Below are 26227 nucleotides of genomic sequence, written 5' to 3' on the forward strand. Positions count from 1 at the left end.
TTAAATGTATCTGGATACACGCCACACAAGCGTTTGAACTCTGTTGGCTTTAAAGTTTTTACTTGTTCGTAAGTCATCTTTCAATCTTAACTCTTGGACTATTTTATCCTATTTTGTCTAGACTTATGCAAGAGATCTAATTAATAGAGACGATTCTTGTTTATAAGTTACCGCTTCTCAATCGTCGGGAGATAGAAACTATGTTTAGTTTAGATGAATTAAAACAGACTCAGTATTTTCAAGATGTGCGCGAGGAAGCGCGTCAGGAAGGTCGTCAGGAAGGCAGACTAAACAAAGCATTAGAGGCGGTCCCTCGTTTGTTAGCCTTAGGGTTAAGCGTTGAGCAAGTTGCATCCGCCTTAGAGTTAGAGGTTGAACAAGTTAGAGCTATACAAAACGGGACATAAAAAATGCGATCGCCTTGTAAAATAAAAGCATGAAAACTGACACGATTTTTTATCAACTCTTTCAATCATTCCCCTCTATCTTCTTTGAATTAATTCAACTCCCTATCAGCGAAGCGAATAACTACCGCTTTGACTCAGTGGAAGTCAAACAACTTTCCTTTCGTCTTGATGGAGTCTTTCTGCCTCAAAATAATCACCCTAGATTTCATCATAAAACCGGGGTTGGGACGAGGATAAAGTTATCCCCTCACCCAACCTTAACTTACCAACGATTTAAGAAACCGCCACCATTACCCCAGCGCGGTCGGGAATTAAAGAAACCACCACGGTCAGACCAACCATTGCGCCAGGGCCGCGCATTAACAAAACTACCACCGCGACCATCTACCCAACCACCAGCACGACTATTCCCCCAACCGCGATTGCCACCATCTCCCCAGCCTAAAGCTTGTAAACTAGGATCGGCAGTACCTTCCGGCAGTTGGTTAACTCGTTCGCGTACAGCACTAGATAGACGACTTAAACGCGCTTCAATGGGATTGGACTCGTCTGAGGCAGCCTGAGCGGTGCTAGTCAGACCGAAAGCAGATAAAGCGAGAAGAAAGCCGACTAAACCGGTTTTATTGCTGATATTCACCTGAATTTATGCTCCTATTTGGCTTCTTGGGGATTAATTTGGGCGTGTTCGATAACTTTGAAGGCAAAAAACCCCTTTAATAATTCTGGGGGGATGGGAACCAGTCCTTGACTACCGAACCAGCGATCGATTTGACTAACGGTGGCCGTATCATTGGTGATGTAATCCTGCATCATTTTAACAATGGCATAGTTGACATCATCCAAAAAAGTAGAGTTATTTTCGGGAACCATGCAAGCAATGCCAAAATTAGCTAGAGCTTCTTCGGGGACGATTTCGTAGATTTTAGGGTTATCTCTGAGGATTGTTCCCGCTAAAGAGATGCTATCCCCCGCTATTGCGTCGATTTTACCGGTTTTTAAAGCTTCGATCGCTTCTTCTATGGTGCTGTAGGTAGTAACAATTGTCGCTTGCGGTTGTACTAATTTAATCACATCGACGGCCGCGGAAGTGGGAACCAAGGCGATGCGTTTACCGATTAGGGATTGAGGAGTGGAGAGATTGCTGCCTTTTTTGGCTAAAATCCTAATCCCAGAAATGCTGTAACTGATGGAAAAATCGACCACTTTCGCCCTTTCCCAAGTAAAAGCCGTACTACAGGCGATATCGATTTCCCCGCTGCGAATAAGGTTAATTTTCTCTCCGGGTTGGTTAGCTTCAATCATTTGCAGGGTGACGGGACGACCGAGACGATTTTCCAATCGTTTTCTAATTCGTTCCAACACATCCATAGAATAGCCGACTAATTCTCCTTTATCATCGATGTAGGAGTAGGGAATCGCATCAAAACGGGTTCCTACGGTCAAAAATCCCGTGCGAGCCACTTTTTCCACCACTGTTTCCGCTAAACTCGCACTGGCGAGGAACATAGGTAATATACAACCTAGTCCCACTAACTGTAAAATTTTCTTCATAAATCGACTGCTTACTCCCGTACAAACATAACTATACTAGAAGTCGCTAAAAAATCTTCAAGGTTTCCATAATAATTTCTGTGAACTTTTACAAATTAGATGGCGGTTCAAGGCGAATTAATTGACCGTTACCTTCATCGGTGAGCAGGTATAAAAATCCGTCGGGACTTTGACGCACATCCCGCACCCTCTGACCGATGGGAATCGCTTCTTGATTGATAATTTTACCCGATTTATCCACTGACAGACGGCGAATATCCCTGGAAACTAAACCACCGGCGAATAAATTTCCCTGCCAATTAGGAAAGCGATTACCGGTATAAAAGACCAATCCCGAAGGAGCGATCGCAGGTGTCCAAATTGTTTTCGGATCGATCAGACCGGGGCGCGATTCTTCGTTGGAAACTGGGGTATTAGTGCCGTACTCTTGACTGGTAGAAACCATTGGCCAACCATAATTTTTACCCTTTTCAATTAAATTTAATTCATCCCCTCCTTTCGCTCCGTGTTCTGTTGCCCAGACTCTTTTAGTCATCGGATCAAAGCTGATTCCTTGAATATTCCGATGACCATAACTCCAAATTTTAGAACCCGCAAAAGGATTATCTTTAGGTAGAGAACCGTCGTCATTGATGCGAATAATTTTACCTAAATGACTTTGCCGATTTTGTGCCTGTTTTCTAATTAAATCCCCCGCTAATTGTAGGGGAGGATTGCCCCCGTCCCCAATCGCTACCAATAAAGTGCCATCCGGTAGCCATAATAACCGCGAACCGAAGTGTTGAGAGCCAGTTTTTGCCTGGGAAACTTCAAAAATAACCCGCACATCTCGCAAACTTGCACCATCATAAACCGCACGAGCGACGCGGGTACGATTAGCCTCCTGGTCTCCGTGGGCATAAGTTAGATAAATCCAGCGATTTTGGGCAAATTGGGGATGAATTGCCACATCGAGCAATCCTCCTTGTCCGACGGCAAAAACTTCGGGAACTCCAGCGATGGCTTTTGGTTCTAATTTGCCCTCTCTAACCACTCTTAAACGACCGGGACGCTCTGTGATCAGGATTTCCCCGTTAGGTAGCCAAACCATCGACCAGGGATGCTCTAAACCCTCGATTACGGTCACTTTTTGCCATTGATTTGTCTGGGAATTATTCGCCGAAGTTAATACATTTGCACCTTGACAACTGGAGATAATTATGGTAATCAAAACGCTGGATACTATAGGCGAGAAAATGCGATTAAGAGAAGTAAGCATTAGTTGGTAACTCCCCATACAAATATTGGTCAATTTTCCCCGACTAATCAAGCTCACCCTATTTTAGAAACCGGGCAGTTTTAAGAAACATTTTAGGCGGTTTGACTTCATTGGGCAATGCGCTCTCAACAAGAATTCCTACCCTCGTACCCACCGTTAGCTCTAAGGGAACATCGGTTTGAAGCACTGTCCCATCAAATATAGCTTCGAGTTCTTGGAACATTACTCTTGACAGGCTATGGCCCGTTTCTAGTATAATCTCTTCGGTGTGGAGCCTAAACGTTCAATCTATGTAGTATTCTTAAGTATTTCTATGGTCAATCAATAGACATCCCCAAAAACTTATAAGCGAGTCACAGCAAGAAAGACAGGCAGATTAGACCGAGAGTCAAAATTAACTCTAAAGACGGATTTATCAGGGCTTGGTGTTGCTGAAATTTTGAGGTGTTGCTATGATTAATCTAGAATGTCTTCCTTTGGAGTATAGAGGCTATGAATCAAAAAGTATTAGCGAAATTAATTTCTTTTGCTGGTTGCGATAAGCTAGGATTATTCAAAATAGCGCTCGCATCTTCTTGTTTGATGATTGTTCCGCAGGGGCAAGTTAGGGCTGCATCTATTCCCATATTGAATCATAGCTTTGAATCCCCGATTGCTCCCGTACAGTCGGATGGGTATTATAGCATTAATAGCATCATCGGCTGGTCGTTACATCCCTCAAATGGTGCGTATCAGGGGGTTCTTGATCCAACCAAATCTCAAAATCTTACTGGCCGTGATTTTTTTTACGGTCTACAACCGGTTCCTGATGGAAATCAAGTAGCCTACAATAACGGGGGAACTATCGCCCAGGCACTTTCCGCAGTTTTGCAACCGAACACGCGATATACTTTGGGCGTGGATGTCGGACGCAGAAAATCTCTTACCTTTCCAAACTACAGGATCAGACTTATAGCCGGAACTACGGAGCTAGGCTTTAACAGTGTTACTCCCGATCCCGGAACTTTCGAACGTGTCACCGTTAGCTATACCAGTGGTAGCAGCGGTCCGCTCATCGGTCAGTAGTTAAAAATTTTTCTGGTCTCATCGGGAGCTCAGACGAATTTCGATAATGTAACCCTTGACGCTTCTTCCATTCCCGAACCTTCCGCGATATTAGGATTGCTAGGTTTCGGACTGTTGGGAATCGCTTCAAAGTTACAACAAAAACGATGAGTAGTCGTGCAAAATTAATTTCCTAGTCGAGACGGAAGACGGCTTAGATATGCAATTAATTTTGCTCAGGTGCTTAATTGACCCCAATTAGGGGTATGAAGCTTTACTGCCACTGATTCCCGCAATAAATCTTCCGGAGAGATATCCCTAACCCTCTCAAACTTCTTAAGATTGTTTTGACAATTCCCCCAAAGGAGTTTAGCATCATGATAATAACAATTATCAGTTAGGTGTGACTAGAATGTGATGTGATAGTCGCTTTTTTACTTTATGAAGCTATCATTCAACACTTCTGAATTCATCCATGACTCTCCCGACTATATCATCATTGATATAATCGGTTTTTATTTCTTCTCCCAATAATTAGACATCTCCAAAAATTATAACCCAGTCACAGCTTGCTTTTCGTCTGCGTACTAATCAAATAGTTCTATAGCTGTAATGTATATCTATCGTTGCTAATTCAATTTCACTGAAAAAATATGAGGCAATTAAAATAATTTTTATTCGGGTATATTCCTTAACTAGAAAGACTTTTGGTCTTGAGATAATATTAGGTCGAGGTCTATTGCTCGATTCCCTTATCTTCAAAAAATTGACTATAGCGTTTCTGATTCAGAAGAGGTACATTTCCGATCCTGAACAGCTTAATCGGCAAAGGTTTAAGTGTGCCGCACAGATACGAGAACCGCTATAAATAAGTCTAAACGTCTTGAAATAAACACTAATCCATCTTATCTCTGTGGCCGTTCCTCCCAGGAGTTAGGAACTTGGAACCCCTACACCCATTCCAATACTGGCCGGAGTTGAGGCTGTTTACCACGTTAGAGCGTGCCTCTTTGACCGACCACCGACTCCCCAATCGGCTCTGAAATCGGCAACGCCCAAAATAGTTAAACCCCATGTAGAATGGGAGTTACCGGACAATTTAGCGGCTTTTCTCCCCAACACTTAAATTAATCGTGGCGCGGGGGTTTATTGGTCGTAGAACCCGCCGGAACCACCTTGGAGGTGGGGGGGATACCTTTGAGGGAAATGAGCGTATTCATCACCGTTTTTGCCACGGGAGCGGCAACAGTGGAGCCAAAAGTATTGGCACCCTTGGGTTCATCCACCACCACCAAAACCACATAACGGGGCGATTCGATCGGTAAAATCGCGACAAAACTGGTAATTTTGGCGTTAGGTAGATAACCCCCCGTCGGACTAGCTTTTTGTGCGGTTCCCGTTTTACCTCCGATGCGATAACCGGGGATTTGGGCTGCTACCCCCGTCCCCTTGCTGACGACGGTTTCCATCATTTCCACCACTTGCCGGGCCACGGTGGGAGAAAAGACTTTTTTGCTGGGATAATCGGGCTGCCAGTGCAAACGGCCGCGGTCGTCGGCTAATCCTTTGATCACATGGGGAGTCACCAGGGTGCCACCATTAGCCAGCGCACCGTGCAATTGTACTAATTTTAAAGGCGTTAGGGATAAACCTTGACCAAAGGAAGCGGTGGCCGATTCAATGGCATTATCCAGAAATTCTTGTTCGGGTTTGAGATATCCTGCCACTTCTCCGGGTAAATCTACGCCAACCCTTTGATTTATTTCCAATCCTAATAAACTTTTATAGAAATCAACTCGCCCCATTTTTTGGGCAATTTGCACCATGGCGACGTTACTAGAGGTTTGCAGAACTCGGGCCATATCTAGCGCCCCATAACCCTGTTTAGAGGCATTTTTAATGGTCCAGGGACCGACAGTAATTGCCCCCGGATCATTGACTACCGTATTAGCTTTAATTGCCCCCGCTTCCATGGCCAGGGCGACAATAATTGGTTTAAAAGTTGACCCCGGTTCGTACTGATCGGCTACGGTCCAATTTTTAAATAGAGCCACATTGGCTTTATAGTATTCGTTGGGGTTAAAAGTTGGCTCACAAACTAGGGCTAAAAGAGAACCATCAAGGGAGTCCATGACGATGACAGCCCCTCGTTTAGCATTAAATTTTTTTAGCTGTTCTCGTAGGGCTGTGCGAGCGGCTCTTTGTAGTTTTAAATCGAGGGTTACTTCTAACTGTAATTCATCAAATTGAAAGACACCATCGGGGACAAAAGCTGGTAAGATTCGCCCGTCTCCCATGCGTCTTGTATTGACAGAAAAAGGATCTCTTTCTAATAACTGACTGGAACCTCGCTCTAGTCCTGCTTGGCCACGATGTTCTTTATCTACATAGCCAATCACGTCGGCAGCCACATCGTCTTGGGGATAATAACGAGCGTATTTTTCCTCTAATTCTACACCGTCAAGAGATAATTGTTTTAAGCCCCTAGCCACGGATTCGGTTAATTGATTGGCTAAACGAATTCCTGTTTCTTTTTCTTTAAATCTTTGAATCAGTTGATTAGTAGGAATATTTAATAAAGGAGCTAATTTATCAGCCACTTCTGCCGGGGGAATAGCAAACAGTTTTGGGTGTACATAAAGAGTATAAATCAAGCGATCGGTCGCCAAAACATTACCATTACTATCGACGATCGCCCGTCGGGGAATATAGGGTCTAATACTGGTAGTTTGCTGTTGTCTGGCTCTTTTTTGCAATTCTTGCCCTTGTACTATTTGCAACTGATACAGTCGCCAAGCTAACCCCAAAATACCCATGACTAAAATCAACCACACCGCCACTAATCGCCCATTACTCAAAGGCAATTTTTTTAACTGTTGTTGCTGTTTTTTGGCGTTTAAATAGGACTTTCTGTCCCGGACCCTGCCAGAGGGCGATCGAGTTTCTTTGCTTCTAAATCGGGGTCTTTTTGTGTCAGTCATGAGAAGTATCTTTCAGTGATCAGTGATCAGTGATCAGTAAACAGTGATCAGTAAACAGAGTAATCAGTGATCAGTAAAAAGACAGTAGGAAACTTCTATTTAATACTGCACACTTAAAAACTCACATCTGATTACTGTTAACTTACCCACTGATAACTGATAACTGTTAACTGATAACTGTTAATAGGCACTTCTCGGTCGAGAATTGACGGTAGATTGGGGTTGAGAAGCGGGGGCAGGTTTCAGGTTTGGGGCAGATTTACGCTGTAAAAAGATAGTCTGGAAGGGTTGGGGATGAGTTAATCCGGTTTCGGGTTTTTCTGCTTGTTGAGCTAGTTGATGTTTAAGGGTTTCATTGGTGGCCAAAAGATTGCGCTCGTGACGTTGCAGTGTTTCCAGTTTACCAAATTCTTTGTCCCAAACCTTGGGAATATATACCGTCCAAGCATATATTCCCAGAGTCGAACCCAACAGACAAAAAGTAATCACGGCCACTATTCTTTCTAGGAGGCAAAGGAAACGTAATTGACGCGAGGCTAATTGTTTTTGTGTCGGAACCACGGGAACTCTCGCCACCGATTTAGTCGTCGGTTTTACCGTTGGGGTCGTCTGATTTACTGGTGACTGGGGACGAGGTTGACTGCCTTGGCTTTTTTGGCGAGAAACGGGAACGGGAATATAGGAATTATGGGCAGCAGACATGATTTTCTCTCAATATTTCTAGCTAGTGGTCGTTGTCAAAAATTAAGTTTCTAAAATTAGGAGTCGGTCATCAGTAGTCAGTAGGAAATATTTAATTGATAACTGTTGCCTTTTTTCCTTTTTACTTTAAAATCACCGTTCTAGTTCTATACGTAAACGATATAAGATAGTTTGCGGATGAACTTGAGCGAGAATTTGATTGATCACCGTACTCGGTCCGGATGCCCCCCAACTACAACCGCGTTCTAAATAGATTTTAGCGGCTTTCCCGATGATATAGGTTCCATAAGCGGCAATTGCTCCCTGTAGGAGAGCGGTGCTACCGTAGAGGGTTAAAGAGGTGGGATTTTCAAAAATACTCGTCGCTGCCGCTGCCGTTTTGCCCAAACCGATAATCACACTGCCGAGGATTTCCCCCACCAGCAACCCCCCACTACTCAAAAGTAGCGTCCGCCAGAGTTGACCAGCTTGGTGACTGGTAATTGGCAGGCCGTACAAACGAGCTAAAGCCCGAACTAGAGTCAAATCGACGATTGAAGCCCCTAGGAGGTCTAAAATAGCGATCGGATTAGCCGCAATCGCTAAAGCCTTATATTTCGCGTATTGCCAGATAATTTCCTCCGCTTGACTGTCCCGGAGTTCCAGGGTTTTTCTAGCGATATTTTCCTCCGCTTCTTGCCCTTGCACTAAAGCATTGAGGGCTAACAGCGATCGCCCTTCCCGATTTAAAATCGTTAAGAGTTTATCTTGCAGCTCCTCAATTTGGGGGGGAGGGGTTTCCCACTCAGTCACCACGCGCCCATCGGGGTATTCCACCCGGACGGGAATCGGTTGCGGTTCGGCGGCTACCATAACTATCTCATCGCTAGTTAACAAATCTTCTAACGTTTTTTCGTCCCGATTGGTTCCTAATCTCTGTAACTGCTGAAAAATCTGACGGCGATCGGCCTCCGGATAAAGATCAATCTTATTAAACACCAAAATAATCGGTTTTTTCGCCTGGCGCAATTCGCCTAAGGCCTCGTATTCAGTGCGGGTAATATCCCCAGCGACGATAAATAAAATCAAATCGGCACTTTTAGCGACTTCTCTGGCCATATTCGCCCGCGCTTCCCCTTCAATCTCATCCAATCCGGGGGTATCGATTAATTCTATCTGAATTTTACCCGTGGCTGGTGTCCAACGCACCGATCGCGGCCAGCGTGTCACCCCGTGCAGGGGGCCGGTTGTCAGGACTTTTTGACCGACTAAAGCGTTGACCACCGAGGATTTACCGCGACTGACTAACCCGAAGGCTGCCACCCGAATCACCGTTTCATCCAGTTTATCCAAGGCCGATTTTAAGGACTGCAAATCCTGTTTAACGGCGGCCTGAAGTTGGGGATCGGGGGGATAATTCCAATGGCGGCGAAAACTGGCATACCAAGTTAAGGCCTGTTGTAAACTAGCCTTAGCCTGATTGTAATGAGTTTCCTGGAGGGATGGGGTCTTGGTCACGGTTGATTTTTTAACTGTTTATTGATGCTGCTGCCTTTATTGTAGAGTTTCGGGGCGGTAACTGAGATGAGGTTATCTGGGGCCAGGGGAAGACTTTTCAGTAATCAGTGAAAAGAAATTAGCGAAGTTTTCCACTAAAACCCTAACACCTAACATCCTACTCCGCCAATCCCAATCGGCCCAATAGCTGAAGGATAGTTTTTCCAGTGACGGGATCTCGCCAATCGGGGGCAATTTCCGCCAGGGGAAGCAGCACGAAGGCCCGTTCTCGGCAGCGGGGATGGGGTATCTGTAATTCGGGCGTTTCTAAGATCAGGTCCTCATAAAATATTAAGTCTAAATCGAGGGTACGCGGTCCCCATCTTTCCCGTCGGACTCTCCCGAATAACTGCTCGATTTCTAATAATTTATGCAGTAAATCTAAGGGCGATAAATCCACTTGCACAATGGCGCAACCGTTGAGATAATCGGGCTGAGGAGGGCCGACGGCCGCGGTTTGATACCATTGGGAATGAGCTTCTAGTTTAATTCCTTTGACTCGCTCTAATTCCCCTAAAGCTTGCCCTAAAATTGTCGCTGAATCCCCTAAATTACCGCCCAAAGCGATCGCTGCCCGCTTCATCCACATCCTTCCTCAACAATAATCTCGGCTAATTCCCCCGTCGCCCCCAAAGATTTACCTAAAAATATATTGACATTTGGATGCTTTTGTGATAGTTCAAAAACTTGGGCTTCGATCGCAGCCGTAATTCCACCAGTAAAGAGGAAATAGGGCAGTATAGCGATTTTTTGGCTACCTTTAGCAATTAAACTCTCGATTTGTTGGGATAAACTCGGTTCTATCGACCAATAAGCTGTAATTGCCCCAGAAAACGCCGCTAGATTTTCCACTTCCCGATTACCCCCGGGGCGACGACTACCGTGGGACAGTAAAATGCGGTCTTGGGGGCTTAAATCGGCAAATTGTCGGGATAACAGCGATTTTATGCCCTGATAACTGCCTAAATGGGGCTTTAACTCTAGCTTAATTGGCGATCGCACTTTGGCCACGGCCGCGGGAATATCTTCTTTAACGTGAACCCCCGACAGGAGAAACAGGGGGATAATCTGCAACCGGCTACATCCTTGGCTTTGTGCTTGTTGGGCAAAAGCTTCTATTTGTTGATGGAGAGGTGTTATCACTAATTCTAGGGCGGCAGTCCCTACTAATACCCGATTATCTGCTTCTAGAACCGCTAGAGATGGGCTAAACTCCGATTTACTCGCTAATCTTTCGGCGGGTTGACTAATTTTTTCTTGAACTAAGGCTGCTAATCGTGTCACCGCCATGGCTGGACGCGGATCGCGACTACCGTGGAAAACCAATAAGTAGGCTGAGGAGGTCTTCAAAGAAATCTTGCCAAAATAGTTTAGTTTTTAGCCTAATACATTTTCTCTCCCTTTAGGCATCAATGCCCCTGATATTCTCAATTTAGCTGGTAGCGGAAAAACCTCCCCACTAGCCCCAAGTGCTACCATTTTACGGGATGTAAAGTGTGAGCAAATCAGCCCGCCGCCTTGAGTTAGTCTAGATATTGAGGTATAACCTAATTAATCGCCCAACTTAGTCAACGAGGCAGTTAACGTGAAAGTGGAAACAGACAGTAAACAATTACCCTCCTACGAACAACCACCCCTAATAGAAGTGGTAAAATTACCTACAGTTTTATCATCAGAATCTTGCCGGATAGACGCAGCAGAAGATGATGATGATGAACTGGATTGTAGAGGAGTTTTTGTAGTTTCTCATCAACCGAAAATCTTATTTTCTGAAGAAGTGAATATTAAATCTCAGGAAACACCCACTTGGAAACCTTGTGTTGTAATTGATAATTATCGACTCGAAGATGATAACTAATGACCTTTGGTATGAGGCGGTAGATGCAAATTTTGAGTTAAGCCAAGGGGATATTATTCTTAATTGTCCTGTGGTTCGTTGGGCTTCTAAATCTGTTGAGGTAAGCAATCAAACAGAAATTGAAACACTTCGATCCTTAGTGGAAGTAGCTGAGATTGATCTGGTTGTTATCACCCAAGGCTGCGACTTAGAAAACAAGAAAGTCAATAATGTCATCCTTTGCCCTCACTTTGCTCTCAGCCAATATCAAGAATATTGGGAACAGACAATGAACAATATGAAACAAAATCCTACGGCCAAGGCGTGGGGGAGATATTGTGATGATATTAAAAATGGTTATATATGGAATCTTTCTATGCTCAACGAAGGAGAAATCGGCGACCTAAAATTAACTCATCGAATAGTTGATTTTCATGATGTGTACACTTTACCGAGGACTTTTTTGGAATCCTTCTTGCAAAATAAACAGCAATCTAGACTTCGTTTACGTCCTCCCTATCGTGAACATTTATCTCAAGCTTTCGCTAGATTTTTTATGCGAGTTGGTTTACCTACAGGAGTAAAAAAAGTCTGGTAATAGATAAATCACCTTAACTTTTACCAATAACTACCTATAGGGAAAGATTGGTTTTTTGACGATTCGATAAATCCTATGGTTTCCTATCCACAGTTCTAGCTTTGTGGGCGATTTGGTTCACTTGATAACGAATTATTGCGATCGCTTGCCATTAACTAACTTTCAGCGATAATCTAAAGTCAGAGTCCATCGGGAGATAAGATCATGAACTTTCGTCTAGTTCTATTTTCAGGCCTTGTTACCGCTTTAGTCGGGGCAGGTATCGGTTATGGCATTAGCCGCATTGAACGCAATCCCAGCCAAGTCAACTATAAAAATCCCTATAACTATCAAATCATCTATGGACGTTATTTTGCCGGTGCCGGGGCAGCCCTGGGCTTCTGTGTGGGCGCGGGTTTGCAAATGGTCAAAGAACTCAAAGAAGAAAGAGATAGAGAAATGGGCATCCTAGATGATGGCTCAGAATTCTAGTCTTTTGGGGCTAATTCCTCAAGAATGACGAATTGAACGTGATTAATCGCTAAATCGCCGATGGGAACTTGGGTTTTTAACACCGGTTGTCCTTCACTGAGCATTCGTTCAAAGGGGATATCTTTGGCAATTTCCGTGTGATACCAAGCTAAACCCATAAAGAAACGATTGGGATAGGGACCGCCTTCAAAAATATCATCGGGATTGGACTCCATGGGAACCCAACCGATAGAGGGCAGATAAAATTCCATCCAGACGTGATTGTAATCCGGTTCGAGGGGTAAATTACGTTCGAGGGGATGGGGTGGGCATTTATAACGTCCTACTGTGCGACAGGCAATACCATTGAGACGACACAAAGCCAATAATAAACCCACATATTCGCCACAGGAACCCACTCCGCGCCGCAGGGCAATATCGGGGGTGTCGATGTTGGGTTTGATGCCGTAGGAAAGCTGATCATAGACGTAGTTACGAATACTATAAACTTTTCTGAGGAGATTGGTTTCCCGACCGATCGCTTCTTCGGCAGCATTGAGGATAATTTCTGTATTCATGGCCAGATCATCATTATCGATCAAATAGCGATCGGGAAAATCGGCGGGTAAGGGGGGTAAATCTTCGCAATCTTGGGGAGTAATTTGGTATTTAATTCCCCATACTTCTAAGACTACTTTCCACCCAAAAATATGACGTTGTTTGCCGGTTATTTGCTCGAACTTAAATACTGCCACCCGCTGCCCGTCTTGAATTTCTTCAATAAAAGGCAATCCCACCGCTTCGACGCTGCGAATTTTTTGCCGTGGTGTTTCTAAGGGTAAAGCGATGCGCCATTCCACATCTTTTAGTTCGATATTATATAGAGGTTCCAATTCCTCGACGTAGGATAATTCAATCAGATAACCGTTAGAAAGGGCGTATTTTTTAGCGGGATCGTAGTGAAAATATAGAGGATGGACAAAAGTACGCGGACGATAACTAAGTTCGTAAACCTGTTCGGAATTGGGATTATCGCGGATAAAGGGTTCCTGGAAAGCATAGGCCACATATAGGATATCCTTGCCACTGTTCGCATCGCGATAAAATGCTAATCCCGTCGGCGATTCAAAAGGAGTTATCATGCTAAAAAGCTGTTCTCCCGTGGCGCGATCAAGACAGTAAACCGTTTGTTCTAGGGTATCCGTTAACCAAAGTTCTTCCCCGCGAATGGTGATATTTTCGATGCCGATACCAGGCGCGTACAAACGAGTAATTTCCTGTCCCGATTGGCGATCAAATATAAAGATTTGTCCAGAACGTTGACAAGTGACATAAATTGTGTTACCAGTTACGGCGACTCCGTTAGCGGTGTAGGGAAGACGGGTAAAAAATTTCGGGGTAAAATCTTCGAGAGTGCAGCAGTAGAGATTTTCGCGGGTAGTAAACCAGAGGTGATTTTGATCATCGATTGCCAATCCCGTCGTCCCGACGAATTCTTGCCAGCGATGGGAATTAAGTACGCTTGTATGACCATTATCGAGGGCAATTTGGTATAAATAGCCGTTTTTTGCGTCGATAGCGATTAATTTGTCATCTTGAAATACAATTCCGTGCAGAGCCGTGGCGCTAATCGGACGAATCGTTTGACGATGGGAGGGAAGACTGGCAGGATCGAAAATCATAGGAGGAAACGAAAAGGGAGAGCGTTTTTAGGTGAATAAAACAGCAATTCTCCCCACGATAGCAAATTTTCTCGCCCTTGAATGCTCGTAATGAACTGCAATCCCGAAAAAAATGTCAAGAATTGTCACCTATAGTCCCTCTCATACCCTTGTACCTACCTACGAGTGTTTCAATCGTTGCAGTTATTGTAATTTTCGCAGGGATTTAGGCACTGATGGCTGGTTAAGTCTAGACAAGGCAAAAGAGATTTTAACTGCTTTGCAGGGTTCGGAAATTACGGAAATTTTAATTCTTAGCGGCGAAGTTCATCCTTTAGCAGCCAATCGAGAGTTATGGTTTCGGCATATTTATAATTTGGGAGAATTGGCTTTAAATATGGGTTTTTATCCCCATACCAATGCGGGAATTTTAACTTTGGCTGAGATGGAAAAACTAAAAAATGTCAATCTATCTATGGGCATAATGTTAGAACAAATGACGGTGACTTTATTAGATACTGTCCATCGTCATGCCCCCAGTAAAGTGCCATCCTTGCGATTAGAGCAGTTACAATGGGCGGGAGAATTAGGAATTCCTTTTACCACGGGGTTATTATTAGGAATTGGTGAAACAGAATGCGATCGCTTAGTAACCTTAGAAACTATTGCCGCTATTCATCAACGTTGGGGACATATTCAAGAAGTGATCCTACAACCCTACAATCCGGGCAAAAGAGAACAGTGGCAAAATAATCCTTTTGATCTGCAAAAATTACCCGATCTGGTTAGACAAGCTAGGGAAATTTTGCCCCCAGATATTGTCATTCAAATTCCCCCGAATTTAGTACCCGATCCTCTTTTTCTTTTGGATTGTTTAGCGGCAGGAGCGCGGGATTTAGGCGGTATTGGCATTATCGATGAAGTTAATCCCGATTACCTCCATTTACACCCCGATAAATTAAAGGAATTTTTAGCAGTTTATGGCTGGGAATTAAAGGCGCGTCTGCCGGTTTATCAGTAATCAGTAATCAGTGATCAGTAATCAGGGAAAAGATAGCACTGTTAATGCCATTTAACACTCCTTACTTAATACCGCATAATTGATTATTATTCATTCTTAATTCTCCTGACGACCGACGACCGACTCCTAACCCTAACAACAATTTTTGATTTTTACCAGAGGTCTTATGATTCCCTCAAGCGAGCGCTACTGGCTCAAAAATGCTCATATTCCCGTTTCCCTGCTAGAAAATGAGGGGTTTTCTCCCCAAACCGCCGAGGGATTAACCTTAGTTAATCTGGAAATTAATGACGGTAACATTAATCGCATTACCTCAACAATCCCCCCCGAAGATAATATTCCCGTCATCGACCTCAAAAAAAAGATTGTTTTTCCTTGCTTTGTCGATATGCACACCCATCTCGATAAAGGTCATAGTTGGCATCGCTGTCCTAACCGTGATGGCACTTTTGACAGTGCCTTAAAAATGGCCCTAGAGGATTCCCGACGGGAGTGGCGCTTAGAGGATGTGTATCGTCGCATGGAATTCGGCGTTAAATGCAGTTATGCCCACGGAACTGCCGCTATTCGCACTCATATCGACTCTTTTGGTCAACAGGCACAGATTAGCTTAACCGCTTTGGCAGAATTGCAACGACAATGGGCCAGTAAAATCACCCTGCAAGCGGTTTCTCTAGTTTCCCTTGACTACTATCAAACCTCCGAGGGAGCGGCCTTAGCCGATAAAATTGCCGAATTTGGAGGCATATTAGGGGGAGTAGCCTACACAAATCCAGATTTACAGGCACAAATTGATATTACCTTCAAATTAGCCCAAGAAAGGGGTTTAAATCTCGATTTTCATCTGGATGAAAACGGCGATTCCGATTCTACCTGTTTAGCAGCGATCGCGCGTACTGCCATCAAAGAGCAATTTTCTGGACAAATCATCTGTGGTCACTGTTGCAGTTTAGCGGTACAATCCCCTGAAATAATCCAAGAAACCCTAAATTTAGTCAAAAATGCGGGCATTGCTATCGTTAGCTTGCCGATGTGCAATCTCTACCTACAGGATCGTCAAGAGGAAAAAACCCCCTTTTGGCGCGGGACAACTAAGATAAAAGAGATGAAAAAAGCGGGAATTCCGGTTGCTTTTGCCAGCGATAACTGTCGCGATCCCTTCTATGGTTTTGGGGATCACGATGGTTTAGAAGTCTTTACCCAAGCGGTGCGGATTGCCCATCTCGACACACCCTACGCTGACTGGGTAAATAGTGTCACCCTCACCCCAGCAAATCTGCTCGGATTGCCCCATTTAGGGCGCATTAAGACGGGTCTAGAGGCAAATTTGTTAATTTTCAAGGCGCGATACTTTAGCGAGCTATTATCGCGACCACAGTGGGATCGCCTCGTGATTCGGCGCGGGTTGAGCATCGATACTACTCTCCCCGATTACCAAGAGTTAGATGATTTAGTTCTAGGAATTGAGCAACTCCTGTAAGGGTTTGACAAAAACTACCGATTCTAGGTTGATAGCACCGTAAATATGGGGAAAGGTCTCTTTTTCTAGCTCTAGAGTGGCATTTTCTGGGTTAGGATGTTGGGGCTGCTCCCATTTAACCGGGGACTGCAATTGTTCGAGAGAAATGGCTAAAACCAGCAAATCTGGCTGATTTTGATAAAAAGCGGCCACAACTTTCGGAATTTGTTCTAAGGTGGAGCAATGGATAAATCCCTCATTTTTTAGGGAATACGCCCGATATTCCCCCATTTCACGAGCTATTTGCCAACCTCTTTCTGTAGTGATGTGATAGATCATCGGTTCGCCTCCTACTGTCACTTTATCCCTAATTTTAGGATATAGCCTGAAGCTGTCAGCAGCCCTCAATTCTCTTAAACTAGGGGTCAGGGAATAAAGACAAGAAATTTGTCCGACCACTGACCAGAAAAAAATGGCCGATAACGTCCTCAAAATCTCTTGATAGTCTCTTTTTACCTGATATTAACCATTTCCCCTTAAAATGAGCTTACCGAGCCAATAACTGCCAAAATCTATGCTAGATAAAATATTTACTCCCAATCCCTACGCTGAAAAACCCGCACCTCTGCGTCCTCGCAAGGGGGTGATTATCGGTGTTGGTCAGGTGGGGATGGCCTGCGCTTACTCGATGTTAATTCAAGACTGTTTTGATGAATTAATTCTGCAAGATATCGCCACGGATAAAGTCGAAGGGGAAGTGATGGATTTAAGGCACGGAATGCCTTTTATTGAACCCACAGACTTGAAAATGGGAACCGTGGCCGATGTGGGACAAAATGCCGATGTGGTGATTATTACTGCTGGTGCCGCCCAAAAAGAGGGAGAAACCAGATTACATCTCCTTGAGCGAAATGTGGCGATTTTTCGCCGTATTCTGGAGGATGTGGCTGTTTACTGCCCCAGTGCTTTGATTTTGGTGGTGAGTAATCCCGTCGATATCATGACCTATGTTACCCTGAAAATCACCAATTTTCCGCCTTCTAGGGTGATTGGTTCGGGTACGGTGTTAGATTCTGCCCGTTTACGCTCTCTTTTATCCACCCAACTCCATGTAGATGCGCGTAACGTCCACGCTTATATTATCGGTGAACACGGGGATAGTGAGCTTGCTGTGTGGAGTTCGGCTAATATCGGAGGAGCAAGGTTACTCGAAGGAGATTGGCAGGATTTAAGCGCAACCGACCAAGAAAGCTTAACAGAAATTTTTCTTCAGGTTAAAAACGCCGCCTATGAAATTATCAAACGCAAGGGTTATACTAGCTATGCGATCGGTTTAGCTACCACGGATATCGTTAAAGCGATTTTACGTTCCCAAGAAAGAATTCTCACTATTAGCACTCTCCTCGATGGTCAATACGGTCTCAAAGATGTGTGTTTAAGTATTCCCTCGGTGGTTAATGAGAAAGGAGTGATTAAAACCCTGAATCTTGCTCTTAGTCCCAGAGAAACGGAACAGTTACATAATTCGGCCAAAATTATGCGCGATTTAATCGATCAACTCAAAATTTAACTTAGGGTTGGCTGAATAAATCTAAAAACCTTGTTGGCTAAGATTTTTAGATTTTTTTGACCTGAAAAAGTGCCAGACATAATAGCGATCGAGGGGAAAATTTAGGCACTTTTTCCCCGAAAATTAGGTAATTGTGGGGTGGACTGAAGCAATTCGTGCTAGACTTCCCGAAAAGTCTATTTTATTGCAGCTTGTTGTTAGGAATCTACTTAAAAGAGTTTGTTTAATCTGGCTAATACGCTTTTGGTTATGATATGGGGAAAAGTTCCGGCGATGGCCCTAAAATGGGGTGATATGCCGAGAGTTTTTACATATCGTTACTCTGAGGATTGTTATCGAGAAAGTTTTTGTATAATTAATAGTTGGACTTATTAAGGATTTACGAATAGATGAAAAACCCTAAGTTATTTATTTCTTATAGCTGGTCTAACCCAACACATGAACAGTGGGTAATTGATTTAGCTGAAGACCTGACCCAATCGGGTGTTCATGTTATTCTTGATAAATGGGATCTTAAAGAAGGGCATGATTCCTTTGCTTTCATGGAAAAGATGGTTACAGACCCACAGATAACCAAGGTGGCCATCATATGTGACGAGGTTTACGCTTCAAAGGCAGATGATCGATCCGGCGGTGTAGGCACTGAAACTCAAATCATCTCACGTGAAGTTTATGAAAACCAGGAACAAGGAAAATTTGTAGCCATAATTGCTGAGAGAGATTCAGAAGGTAAAGCATATCTGCCAACATACTATAAATCGCGAATATATATCGATTTAAGCGAACCCGATAACAATGCAGATAATTTTGAAAAGTTATTGCGTTGGATATATGACAAACCCCTTTATACGAGGCCTGAGATAGGTAAGCGGCCATCTTTTCTGGATGAATCAGATGGAATATCTCTGGGTACTTCGGCAGTGCACAAAAGGGCTATATCTGCTATCAAAGAAAACAAGCCATTTGCATCGGGGGCGTTAGATGAGTATTTGTCTACTTTTGTTAGTAATCTTGAAAAGTTCAGAATCACCGAAAAGGAAGGTGAATTTGACGATCAGGTTATTGATAATATAGAAAAATTTATTCCTTATAGAAACGAAGCAATTACTTTGTTTATCACTCTCGCGCAATATGCACCAACAGAAGAAAATGTCCTCAAAGTTCATCGCTTTTTTGAAGATTTGATCCCATATATGAGTAGGAGGGAGAATGTTAACAGTTGGGGGGAATGGGACTTCGATAATTTCAAATTTATTATTCACGAGCTTTTCTTATATGTGGTTGCCATTTTCACAAAGCATGAAAGGTTTGCAGAAGTTAACCTACTGTTGACGAATCAATACTATGTGAACGGAAGATCCGATTATGGAAAAGATGTAATGGTTGGATATGAGGCTTTCCGAGATGGCTTGCGTTCTTTAGACCGTCGAAATAGTAGATTAAAGCTAGGACGTTTATCTGTTCATGCGGATCTGCTTAAGCAAAGAAGTAAACACTCTGGCATAGAATTTCGTTACCTAATGCAGGCTGATTTTATATTGTTTATGCGGGCTGAAATACAGCAAGCCGACTTTTATTCTCGTTGGGTTCCACACACATTACTGTATGTTGGCCAGTTTCACAGTGCGTTTGAAGTATTTGCAAGGTCGTCATCAAAGTCATACTTTGAAAAAGTTAAATGTATTCTAGGCATAGATAAACCATCAGATCTAAGTGAACTGATGGAAGCTTATAAGGCAGACCCTCAAAGATTACCAAGGTGGCAGTTCGAGTCATTTAGTCCATCTATACTACTTGGCTATGAACAATTAGCTACAAAGGCATAACAAGGTGCTGCCGTCGGACAAATTTGCCGCAGAGCGCTTCGTTAGACAGAAATCACAGAAATGTTCAATCTAATCTTTATAGTTCTTCGGTTTGTGTTAGGCCATGGACGGGTTATAAAGGGCGATTTTTGTCAATTGTTTTCGATAACGTTTTTAAAACCCGACACCCGACACCCTGTCCGCAGGAAAAACTTTTTTAGCAGACCCTAGCCATTATACCGATAGGACGGGTTGGCCGGTAGAAATGGCTTTTTCGACGATATCGGCGGCCATTTTCACTCCTCCAGTCTTCTGTAGTGCTTTTTGCATTCTCAGGGCATTTTCTCGGTAACTGGGGAAGGATAAGACCTTTTCAATCGCCTTTCGTAAACGGGGAGCTTCTAGACGGGAAATCGGAATCACTTCCCCTGTCCCCGACCATTTTATCCGAGCAGATACCCCCGGTTGGTCGTTAGCGATGGGAATGGCCACCATCGGTACAGCTTGCGCTAGGGATTCTAGGGTAGTATTTAAGCCTGCGGGGGTGATAGTAAGAGAGGCTCTGGTTAAAAGCTCTAATTGGGGAGCGTAGGGAACAACTAGGGCGTTTTTGGTTGTTATTTGAATGTTAGAGTCGGTGTTGCCCAAGGATAAGACTAATTGTACCGGCAAATCGGCACAGGCTTCGGCGATCGCATTAAAGGTCGATTGTAGGCGAGTTTGAATTGTACCGAGGGAAGCATAAATCAAGGGTTGTCCGGTTAATTTTTCGTAGGGAAAAGGAATCGTTTTTCTGGTGGAGGAATCGTGAAAGGGGCCGGTAAAGTGGAAGTGAGCGGGTAAATTTTGCCGAGGAAACTCGAATTCGGCAGGTTGTTGGCTAATTTGGGCGATGGGTGAATAGCGTTGATTGATGTTTTGATAGGGAATTAACCCCCATTCTTGACGTTGCCGGTTGATTAACTCATTCAGAGGACGAGTCAGAGAGTCAAGGAGTTTATAGCCAAGTTTATTGCGAATAACCCCGATAAATGAGGGATTATAGTCCCAACTGGTCATAAAGGGCGGAATAAGCGGATCGCGATTTAAAACCAATGCCGAACAAAAACTGATAAAGGGAATAGCCAATTTTTCTGCGATTGTACCCCCTGAGGCGGAGACTTGATCGACAATTAGGGCATCAATTCCCAAGCGACGCATCTCTTGAGGGATAGTTTCAAAGAGGGTCGCTGTAGAATCAGTTACTAATTCTACCGTGCGTCGGACGGCGGCTGTTCCCCGTAATTGACCAATTTCGGCTAAACTTTTGGCTGATGTGCCTTTCGGATATTGGTCGGGTGCAATTGCCTGAAAATCTAAGCCGGCTGCTTGCACCATTTCTTCACCATCAAGAGTTAAAAAACAGGTAACTTTATGACCGCGTTTTTGTAACTCTTTTCCTAAAGGTAGGAGAGAATAAATATGTCCAGAGGTTGTAGGACAGAGTAAACCAAAATGAGTCATTAAACACCTCCACAGGTTTTCTTTAATTCTTCTAGATTCCAGAATGCTCCACCCAAGGCAGAGAATTGTATTCCTTCAAAGCAGTTACGCACAGCCCCCAAAGCGAGGGGATTGACAAGATAAATAAACGGGACGTATTCCTGTTGAAGTTGTTGAATTTCATTATAGATAACTTTGCGCTTCTCAAAGTCTAATTCTTGGGAACCTTTGACGTATAAATCGGCGATTTTTTTCTCCCAATCCGCCGCTTGCCAGCCTTGAATCGGAGGGCTGCCGGGTTGAGGTTGTTGGTTAAAAGCGTGGAGATTTCCATCTACATACCAAATATTGGGGGCGTGGGGTTCATTATCGCCGGTAAAACCTAAAATATGCGCTTCCCAATCTAGACTATTACTTAGTTTATCAACTAAATTGCTAAAAGCGATCGCTTGAAAATCCACTTGAATTCCTATTGCGGCTAAATCATTTTTAATTTGTGCGCCAATTGCTTCCCGGATTTTGTTACCCGCGTTAGTAATCAGGTTAAATCTAACGGGATTATTATCAGCATCGACTAGCAGATTATCACTATTATACTTAAATCCCGCCTCTAATAATAATTCTTTGGCTTTTTCGGGATTATAATCGTAACCTTTCAGGGTTTTATCATAAAAAGGCGATTGGATAGAAAGAAAAGAATTTTGTTCTTGTCCCAATCCTCGATAGATATCATCAATCATTCTTTGACGATTAATGCCGTAGGCAATAGCTTGGCGGAAATTTAAGTTATTAAACCACCTGGATTTAATTGGCTCTACTAGGGGTTTTCCGTCGCGTTTTCCTTGATTGAGATTAAAACCGATAAATTGGGTTCCGTAGGCAGGTCCCCCATTAAAAATCGTGAAATTTCCTCTTTCTTCTTCAGTTTTTAAGAGGGAGAAAAATTCGGGAGTTACCCCAATAGAATCTAAACTTCCCGATCGAAATTGTAGTAAAGTTGTGTCCTGAGATTCAACAATTGCCCAAATTACTGAAGTTATATGGGGTAATTGTTGTCCCTGGTCATCTTTTTTCCAATAGTAAGGGTTATTCTCAAAAATAATCCTTTGTCCCGTGATATATTCTTTTAGTTTATAAGCACCATTAAAAACAATTTTATCAGGAGGAGTATCTAACCCCCAAGTGGAGAGAAATTCTAACCTACCATCGGGGCTTTTTTTCTGAATAGTTTTTTCTAAAGCGTGTTTAGGTAAAATCGGTGAACTGACAGCATCTAAAAAAGGAGCAAAAGGTTCGGGTAGTTTAAATTCGATTCGGCGATTATCTAGTTTAGTGATAACTGGAAATTCTTTTTTTAATCCTATTCTTAAACTATCGCGGTAGTTGTTAGGAATATCAGGATTTAGATATAAGTCTTTATAGGTAAAAACCACATCATCAACGGTTAAGGGTTGACCATCTGACCATTTTAAACCCTCTCTCATAGTAAAAATAATGTTCAAATTATCATCGGAAATTGTCCAAGATTCTGCTAAGACTGGTTCTTTTTTGCCAGTAATGGGATTTTCTGTTAATAGTCCTTCGTAGGTTAACCCAAAAATATTCGGGGATTCGGCCGATAAAACAGCATTAAAGGTTTTGGGGTCACTTAATACCGATATGACCACTTGATTGCGTCTAACTGGATTACCACAAGCAGTTAGGGAAATCAGCAATAAACAAGAAATTAAAAATACCGTTAATCTGCGCCAAAATTTCACCATAATCTTTAATATTTTTCTATCCGACTATCTAGAAGTAAAGACCTTGCCTGGCTATATAGGGTTTGCTGAATAAATCTAAAAACCTTGTTGGGTAAGACTTTTAGACTTTTTGTCAATCAAAAAGTACCAGGTATGGGAGTGATCAGGGGGAAAATTCCTGGACTTTTTCCCTAAAAATTAGGTAATTGGCCACCTCAAAACCGGTAAAACCCCACACCCCACACCCCACACCCCACACCCTGCCCCCACCGAAAAACTTTTTCAGCAGACCCTATATACACCGAAACTGACCAAGCTGAAAGCCGCTGGACTGTTTCCTTGCCCCATCAATATAACAGGAAATGAGACAAAAAATCTCGCCTAGGTGAGATTGACAAAGGCGAGAAACCGTGTTTCCATTAAGAATGGGAGATAAAATCTAAGAACGTTGTTCGATCGGTGTATAGGGGACTTCGTGTTGTCCGGTGTAGATTTGGGTAGGACGGAAAATGCGGTTAGCATTTAATTGTTCTTTCCAGTGGGCCAACCAACCAGCCACCCGGGAGATGGCAAAAATCGGGGTAAATAAATCATTGGGAATGCCTAATTTCCGATAAACCAATCCCGAATAGAAATCCACATTGGGATAGATACCTTTTTCGCCGTAGATATCCACCACTGCCTGTTCTAATTCTAGGGCGATATCGTAGTATTCATCGGAACCTAATTCTGCGAATAATTGTTCGGCAAGATTTTGTAAAATCGTCGCCCGGGGATCCTTAACTTTATATACCCGGTGTCCAAAACCCATAACTTTTTGTTTATTGGCGATACATTTTTCCACATAGGGACGAACATTAGCCACCGAACCGATTTCCTCTAACATTAACAATACTTCCTCGTTTGCCCCACCGTGGAGGGGGCCGGCGAGAGTTCCCACTGCTGAAGCGATGACACCGTAGGGGTCGGTTAAAGTGGAAGCCGTCACCATGGCCGAAAAAGTCGAGGCATTCATGGTATGTTCGGCGTGGAGGGTCAAACAGACATCGAAAACTTTCGCCGCTAAATCCGTTGGTCGTCTTTCCGTCAACATATAGAGGAAATTGGCCGCATAATCAAGACTATCGTTGGGCTGAATGGGATGATTACCTTTGCGAATTAATTGAAACGCCGCCACCATGGTGGGGATTTTCGCTAATAGCCGGACTACTGCCTGACGGATATATTCGGGATTATCCAAGGCCCGCCTGGCATAGTATAACCCCAAAGCCGCCGCCGAAGTTTGTAGCGCATCCATGGGATGGCCTTTTTCGGGGAAGCATTTCATCATGTCTTCGATACGGTACTTGATGCGTCGATGATAACGGATTTCATCGGCAAATTCTTCCAGTTCCGCCCCCGTGGGCAGAGCACCCCAGATAAGGAGATAGGCGGTTTCGAGGAAGGTACTTTTTTCGGCGAGTTCCTCAATCCGAATGCCCCGATACTCTAAGATTCCCTTTTGCCCATCCACAAAGCTGATACTCGATTGGGCGGCGGGAATTCCTTCTAAACCTGGCCGATATTCACAAACTGTCATAGTTCTACTTTCCGTGGCGAAGATTAAGCCCTAACGCTAACTTACTTGATCTTTCCACCCTTACCGAAATTTTATAGAAATTCTTCGGTTCTGCCTCTCCTGTTCAGGATTGGGGAGAATTGGGCGGAAATTACCCCTATTTAGCGATTGCTTCGTCGATTTAGTCAACCCTGCCCGATCGCATTTTTTCTGGGCTTACTGTTGCGACTCTAGCTAGAGGACTTGATATTTATTTACTTTTATTGTAGCGAGACTATCTCGATCGACTCCATCAATCGATAATTTTTTTAAGTTTCTTCGGGATTAATATTTAACTCCCGCAGTTTTGCCGCTAACCTTTCGGCCCGTTGTCGTTCCACTTCAGCCCGTTGTCGTTCCGTTTCGGCCCGTTGTCGTTCTTGGTTGTAACTGGTGAAAGGTTGACCATCGGGATAATACAAGAGTAACTCTGGTTCGGCTAATTGAAAACGAATGCCCAAGCGAGGACTGACCCAATTATCGAGATTTTCCAGACTTTCGAGCCGATTTTCCCGACGAATACAGCCACCCAAATCATTTTTATCGGGATTATAAATGTAGTATTCTTCCACGCCATAACGGTCATAAAACAGTAGTTTTCTGGTCATTTCCGTTTGGGTATTACCCGGAGAGAGAATTTCAAAAACCACTTGCGGGGGGATATTGTTCTCTTTCCACTGTTGATAGGAACCTCTTTCCCCTTTCGGTCTGCCGAAAGCTACCATCACATCAGGTGCTTGTCGAGTCTTATTATCTCCCTCCACGGGATACCAGAGTAAATCACCGGCGACAAAAACATCGGCATCATTGGCAAATAACCAGTCTAGATTCGCTTTAATCGTCGTAATCCAGCGAAATTGTCTTGTATTGTCGGCCATCGGTTTACCATCGCTATCGGGATAGACGATTGTGGTTTTCGGGCTGTCGTCGAGTTGTCTAACCATTGCTTAACCCTAGAGTTTCGTCTTTGCTTCCTTAATAGTATAACTTTACTACAAAAAATCAGAGCAAATATTTAGGATTGGCTGAAAAAGTTTTTCCTAGGGACAGGGTGTGACCAACTGTCTGCATCATAACCGATAGTGTCTGCCGCCGTTCCCTGTACACGCGCTTGTTAGGCATCGGATTGGCTAGAGTGTATAAACTGGTGAAAGTCTGGTGATTTAATGAACGATTGAAGGTCTTTTAGTCCCTCTATACATGAGGTTAACATCCACCCAAGCTCTTCAAGATGAGCTAATAATCGAGGGTTTTGTTCATCTAAAAGACTGATTAAATTATAATAGCCTTCTATAGAGCTAGTATCGAGTAGCGCTAAATCTTGATGAATCAACTTGTTTCGTTCCGCCACAATGTCTGAGAGAGCCTGTTTCTGAGCATTTAAGAAATCTGGTTCTTCCGAACTTACACTGTAGAAAATTCCCCAAGCTCCCTCTCTGTCCAGCAATGCTCTAAAGTTGATAAATATCAATCTAACAAAAACTCAAAGCCCTATTGTACAAGCTTTACAAGCATGAGTTGTTGAT

Annotated in this window: 24 protein-coding genes and 2 pseudogenes; 11 read left to right on the forward strand and 15 right to left on the reverse strand. The window is 43.5% G+C overall.

The window, feature by feature from the left end:
• Positions 1-140: 140 nt before the first annotated feature.
• Both ACOCD9_RS11420 and ACOCD9_RS11425 read left to right on the forward strand, forming a co-directional pair.
• Positions 141-407 (forward strand): annotated as a pseudogene (locus ACOCD9_RS11420) (flagellar assembly protein H); the annotation flags it as partial.
• A gap of 29 nt (positions 408-436) precedes the next feature.
• Positions 437-595 (forward strand): annotated as a pseudogene (locus ACOCD9_RS11425) (DUF2887 domain-containing protein); the annotation flags it as partial.
• A 74-nt stretch (positions 596-669) separates the two neighbouring features.
• On the opposite strand, the gene grrA reads toward ACOCD9_RS11425, so the two are convergent.
• The 3 genes from grrA to ACOCD9_RS11440 all read right to left on the reverse strand — a co-directional run bounded on the left by grrA (position 670) and on the right by ACOCD9_RS11440 (position 3216).
• On the reverse strand, positions 670-1044 hold the full coding sequence (gene grrA / locus ACOCD9_RS11430; protein ID WP_287704676.1) for a GrrA/OscA1 family cyclophane-containing rSAM-modified RiPP: 375 nt from the start codon (positions 1042-1044) through the stop codon (positions 670-672).
• 14 nt (positions 1045-1058) lie between these two features.
• Positions 1059-1958: an extracellular substrate binding-like orphan protein GrrP gene (grrP, locus tag ACOCD9_RS11435; protein WP_419547504.1), complete on the reverse strand. Its 900-nt coding sequence runs from the start codon at positions 1956-1958 to the stop codon at positions 1059-1061.
• Between the two features lie 88 nt (positions 1959-2046).
• Positions 2047-3216, reverse strand: a complete 1170-nt coding sequence (locus tag ACOCD9_RS11440; RefSeq protein WP_287704672.1) for a PQQ-dependent sugar dehydrogenase — start codon at positions 3214-3216, stop codon at positions 2047-2049.
• Between the two features lie 492 nt (positions 3217-3708).
• Here ACOCD9_RS11440 and ACOCD9_RS11445 point away from each other — a divergent pair, with 492 nt between their 5' ends.
• Together ACOCD9_RS11445 and ACOCD9_RS11450 are read left to right on the forward strand one after the other, a co-directional pair.
• Positions 3709-4281 (forward strand): PEP-CTERM exosortase interaction domain protein, encoded by a 573-nt coding sequence (locus ACOCD9_RS11445; RefSeq protein ID WP_419547506.1) that lies wholly within the window; start codon positions 3709-3711, stop codon positions 4279-4281.
• A gap of 69 nt (positions 4282-4350) precedes the next feature.
• The gene (locus ACOCD9_RS11450; protein ID WP_419547517.1) at positions 4351-4431 is read left to right on the forward strand and encodes a PEP-CTERM sorting domain-containing protein; all 81 of its coding nucleotides are present in this window, start codon (positions 4351-4353) and stop codon (positions 4429-4431) included.
• Between the two features lie 956 nt (positions 4432-5387).
• On the opposite strand, the gene ACOCD9_RS11455 is transcribed toward ACOCD9_RS11450, so the two are convergent.
• From ACOCD9_RS11455 to ACOCD9_RS11475, 5 genes are all read right to left on the reverse strand, one after another.
• A complete protein-coding gene (locus tag ACOCD9_RS11455; protein WP_287704668.1) occupies positions 5388-7241 on the reverse strand; it encodes a peptidoglycan D,D-transpeptidase FtsI family protein in 1854 nt (617 codons plus the stop codon).
• Between the two features lie 180 nt (positions 7242-7421).
• Positions 7422-7943: a hypothetical protein gene (locus ACOCD9_RS11460; protein ID WP_419547507.1), complete on the reverse strand. Its 522-nt coding sequence runs from the start codon at positions 7941-7943 to the stop codon at positions 7422-7424.
• A gap of 132 nt (positions 7944-8075) precedes the next feature.
• Entirely contained in the window at positions 8076-9440 is a 1365-nt protein-coding gene (locus ACOCD9_RS11465; RefSeq protein WP_419547509.1) for a GTP-binding protein, read from the reverse strand.
• A gap of 157 nt (positions 9441-9597) precedes the next feature.
• A complete protein-coding gene (gene folK, locus ACOCD9_RS11470) occupies positions 9598-10062 on the reverse strand; it encodes a 2-amino-4-hydroxy-6-hydroxymethyldihydropteridine diphosphokinase (RefSeq protein WP_287168746.1) in 465 nt (154 codons plus the stop codon).
• Positions 10059-10769, reverse strand: a complete 711-nt coding sequence (locus tag ACOCD9_RS11475; protein WP_419547519.1) for a sirohydrochlorin chelatase — start codon at positions 10767-10769, stop codon at positions 10059-10061. Before ACOCD9_RS11475 ends, folK begins: the two co-directional genes overlap by 4 nt.
• A gap of 295 nt (positions 10770-11064) precedes the next feature.
• Between ACOCD9_RS11475 and ACOCD9_RS11480 the strand changes: the two genes are divergently transcribed.
• The 3 genes from ACOCD9_RS11480 (at position 11065) to ACOCD9_RS11490 (ending at position 12385) form a co-directional block, all read left to right on the forward strand.
• Positions 11065-11337, forward strand: coding sequence for a hypothetical protein (locus tag ACOCD9_RS11480; RefSeq protein ID WP_287704660.1), 273 nt, complete (start codon positions 11065-11067; stop codon positions 11335-11337).
• Positions 11327-11914, forward strand: a complete 588-nt coding sequence (locus tag ACOCD9_RS11485) for a hypothetical protein (protein ID WP_287704658.1) — start codon at positions 11327-11329, stop codon at positions 11912-11914. Before ACOCD9_RS11480 ends, ACOCD9_RS11485 begins: the two co-directional genes overlap by 11 nt.
• A 204-nt stretch (positions 11915-12118) precedes the next feature.
• The gene (locus tag ACOCD9_RS11490) at positions 12119-12385 is read left to right on the forward strand and encodes a hypothetical protein (RefSeq protein WP_002763196.1); all 267 of its coding nucleotides are present in this window, start codon (positions 12119-12121) and stop codon (positions 12383-12385) included.
• Here the strand turns inward: ACOCD9_RS11490 and ACOCD9_RS11495 are convergent.
• Complete coding sequence (locus ACOCD9_RS11495) at positions 12382-14046, reverse strand: transglutaminase domain-containing protein (protein WP_419547510.1); 1665 nt, start codon at positions 14044-14046, stop codon at positions 12382-12384. The genes ACOCD9_RS11490 and ACOCD9_RS11495 overlap by 4 nt on opposite strands.
• A gap of 112 nt (positions 14047-14158) precedes the next feature.
• Between ACOCD9_RS11495 and cofG the strand changes: the two genes are divergently transcribed.
• Both cofG and ACOCD9_RS11505 read left to right on the forward strand, forming a co-directional pair.
• The gene (gene cofG / locus ACOCD9_RS11500) at positions 14159-15046 is read left to right on the forward strand and encodes a 7,8-didemethyl-8-hydroxy-5-deazariboflavin synthase subunit CofG (protein WP_419547511.1); all 888 of its coding nucleotides are present in this window, start codon (positions 14159-14161) and stop codon (positions 15044-15046) included.
• 166 nt (positions 15047-15212) lie between these two features.
• Complete coding sequence (locus ACOCD9_RS11505; RefSeq protein ID WP_419547513.1) at positions 15213-16526, forward strand: cytosine deaminase; 1314 nt, start codon at positions 15213-15215, stop codon at positions 16524-16526.
• On the opposite strand, the gene ACOCD9_RS11510 is transcribed toward ACOCD9_RS11505, so the two are convergent.
• Positions 16503-16844 (reverse strand): DUF952 domain-containing protein, encoded by a 342-nt coding sequence (locus ACOCD9_RS11510; RefSeq protein ID WP_194017411.1) that lies wholly within the window; start codon positions 16842-16844, stop codon positions 16503-16505. The genes ACOCD9_RS11505 and ACOCD9_RS11510 overlap by 24 nt on opposite strands.
• Before the next feature lie 235 nt (positions 16845-17079).
• Here ACOCD9_RS11510 and ACOCD9_RS11515 point away from each other — a divergent pair, with 235 nt between their 5' ends.
• On the forward strand, positions 17080-18075 hold the full coding sequence (locus ACOCD9_RS11515; protein ID WP_287662562.1) for an L-lactate dehydrogenase: 996 nt from the start codon (positions 17080-17082) through the stop codon (positions 18073-18075).
• A 389-nt stretch (positions 18076-18464) separates the two neighbouring features.
• Complete coding sequence (locus ACOCD9_RS11520) at positions 18465-19901, forward strand: SEFIR domain-containing protein (RefSeq protein WP_287702835.1); 1437 nt, start codon at positions 18465-18467, stop codon at positions 19899-19901.
• A 213-nt stretch (positions 19902-20114) separates the two neighbouring features.
• Here ACOCD9_RS11520 and ACOCD9_RS11525 read toward each other — a convergent pair whose 3' ends face one another.
• The 5 genes from ACOCD9_RS11525 to ACOCD9_RS11545 all read right to left on the reverse strand — a co-directional run bounded on the left by ACOCD9_RS11525 (position 20115) and on the right by ACOCD9_RS11545 (position 26148).
• Entirely contained in the window at positions 20115-21383 is a 1269-nt protein-coding gene (locus ACOCD9_RS11525; protein ID WP_419547514.1) for a glycosyltransferase, read from the reverse strand.
• Positions 21383-23125, reverse strand: a complete 1743-nt coding sequence (locus tag ACOCD9_RS11530; protein WP_287702831.1) for an ABC transporter substrate-binding protein — start codon at positions 23123-23125, stop codon at positions 21383-21385. The genes ACOCD9_RS11525 and ACOCD9_RS11530 overlap by 1 nt, the downstream gene beginning before the upstream one ends.
• A 418-nt stretch (positions 23126-23543) precedes the next feature.
• On the reverse strand, positions 23544-24683 hold the full coding sequence (locus ACOCD9_RS11535; protein ID WP_104396479.1) for a citrate synthase: 1140 nt from the start codon (positions 24681-24683) through the stop codon (positions 23544-23546).
• 287 nt (positions 24684-24970) lie between these two features.
• Positions 24971-25645: a Uma2 family endonuclease gene (locus ACOCD9_RS11540; RefSeq protein ID WP_287702830.1), complete on the reverse strand. Its 675-nt coding sequence runs from the start codon at positions 25643-25645 to the stop codon at positions 24971-24973.
• A gap of 170 nt (positions 25646-25815) precedes the next feature.
• The gene (locus ACOCD9_RS11545; protein WP_419547516.1) at positions 25816-26148 is read right to left on the reverse strand and encodes a hypothetical protein; all 333 of its coding nucleotides are present in this window, start codon (positions 26146-26148) and stop codon (positions 25816-25818) included.
• Positions 26149-26227 lie beyond the last annotated feature (79 nt).

Source organism: Microcystis sp., from assembly GCF_048564745.1.
GTDB lineage: Bacteria > Cyanobacteriota > Cyanobacteriia > Cyanobacteriales > Microcystaceae > Microcystis > Microcystis ichthyoblabe_A.

Excerpts from the sequence above, each read along its gene's own strand:
- ACOCD9_RS11510 (WP_194017411.1), bottom strand. The coding sequence starts at position 16,844 with ATGATCTATCACATCACTACAGAAAGAGGTTGGCAAATAGCTCGTGAA.
- ACOCD9_RS11515 (WP_287662562.1), top strand. The coding sequence starts at position 17,080 with ATGCTAGATAAAATATTTACTCCCAATCCCTACGCTGAAAAACCCGCA.
- ACOCD9_RS11505 (WP_419547513.1), top strand. The coding sequence starts at position 15,213 with ATGATTCCCTCAAGCGAGCGCTACTGGCTCAAAAATGCTCATATTCCC.
- ACOCD9_RS11490 (WP_002763196.1), top strand. The coding sequence starts at position 12,119 with ATGAACTTTCGTCTAGTTCTATTTTCAGGCCTTGTTACCGCTTTAGTC.
- ACOCD9_RS11460 (WP_419547507.1), bottom strand. The coding sequence starts at position 7,943 with ATGTCTGCTGCCCATAATTCCTATATTCCCGTTCCCGTTTCTCGCCAA.
- ACOCD9_RS11475 (WP_419547519.1), bottom strand. The coding sequence starts at position 10,769 with ATGGCGGTGACACGATTAGCAGCCTTAGTTCAAGAAAAAATTAGTCAA.
- ACOCD9_RS11455 (WP_287704668.1), bottom strand. The coding sequence starts at position 7,241 with ATGACTGACACAAAAAGACCCCGATTTAGAAGCAAAGAAACTCGATCG.
- ACOCD9_RS11520 (WP_287702835.1), top strand. The coding sequence starts at position 18,465 with ATGAAAAACCCTAAGTTATTTATTTCTTATAGCTGGTCTAACCCAACA.
- ACOCD9_RS11525 (WP_419547514.1), bottom strand. The coding sequence starts at position 21,383 with ATGACTCATTTTGGTTTACTCTGTCCTACAACCTCTGGACATATTTAT.
- ACOCD9_RS11535 (WP_104396479.1), bottom strand. The coding sequence starts at position 24,683 with ATGACAGTTTGTGAATATCGGCCAGGTTTAGAAGGAATTCCCGCCGCC.
- ACOCD9_RS11485 (WP_287704658.1), top strand. The coding sequence starts at position 11,327 with ATGATAACTAATGACCTTTGGTATGAGGCGGTAGATGCAAATTTTGAG.
- folK (WP_287168746.1), bottom strand. The coding sequence starts at position 10,062 with ATGAAGCGGGCAGCGATCGCTTTGGGCGGTAATTTAGGGGATTCAGCG.
- grrP (WP_419547504.1), bottom strand. The coding sequence starts at position 1,958 with ATGAAGAAAATTTTACAGTTAGTGGGACTAGGTTGTATATTACCTATG.
- ACOCD9_RS11440 (WP_287704672.1), bottom strand. The coding sequence starts at position 3,216 with ATGCTTACTTCTCTTAATCGCATTTTCTCGCCTATAGTATCCAGCGTT.
- ACOCD9_RS11530 (WP_287702831.1), bottom strand. The coding sequence starts at position 23,125 with ATGGTGAAATTTTGGCGCAGATTAACGGTATTTTTAATTTCTTGTTTA.
- ACOCD9_RS11495 (WP_419547510.1), bottom strand. The coding sequence starts at position 14,046 with ATGATTTTCGATCCTGCCAGTCTTCCCTCCCATCGTCAAACGATTCGT.
- ACOCD9_RS11445 (WP_419547506.1), top strand. The coding sequence starts at position 3,709 with ATGAATCAAAAAGTATTAGCGAAATTAATTTCTTTTGCTGGTTGCGAT.
- ACOCD9_RS11540 (WP_287702830.1), bottom strand. The coding sequence starts at position 25,645 with ATGGTTAGACAACTCGACGACAGCCCGAAAACCACAATCGTCTATCCC.
- cofG (WP_419547511.1), top strand. The coding sequence starts at position 14,159 with ATGTCAAGAATTGTCACCTATAGTCCCTCTCATACCCTTGTACCTACC.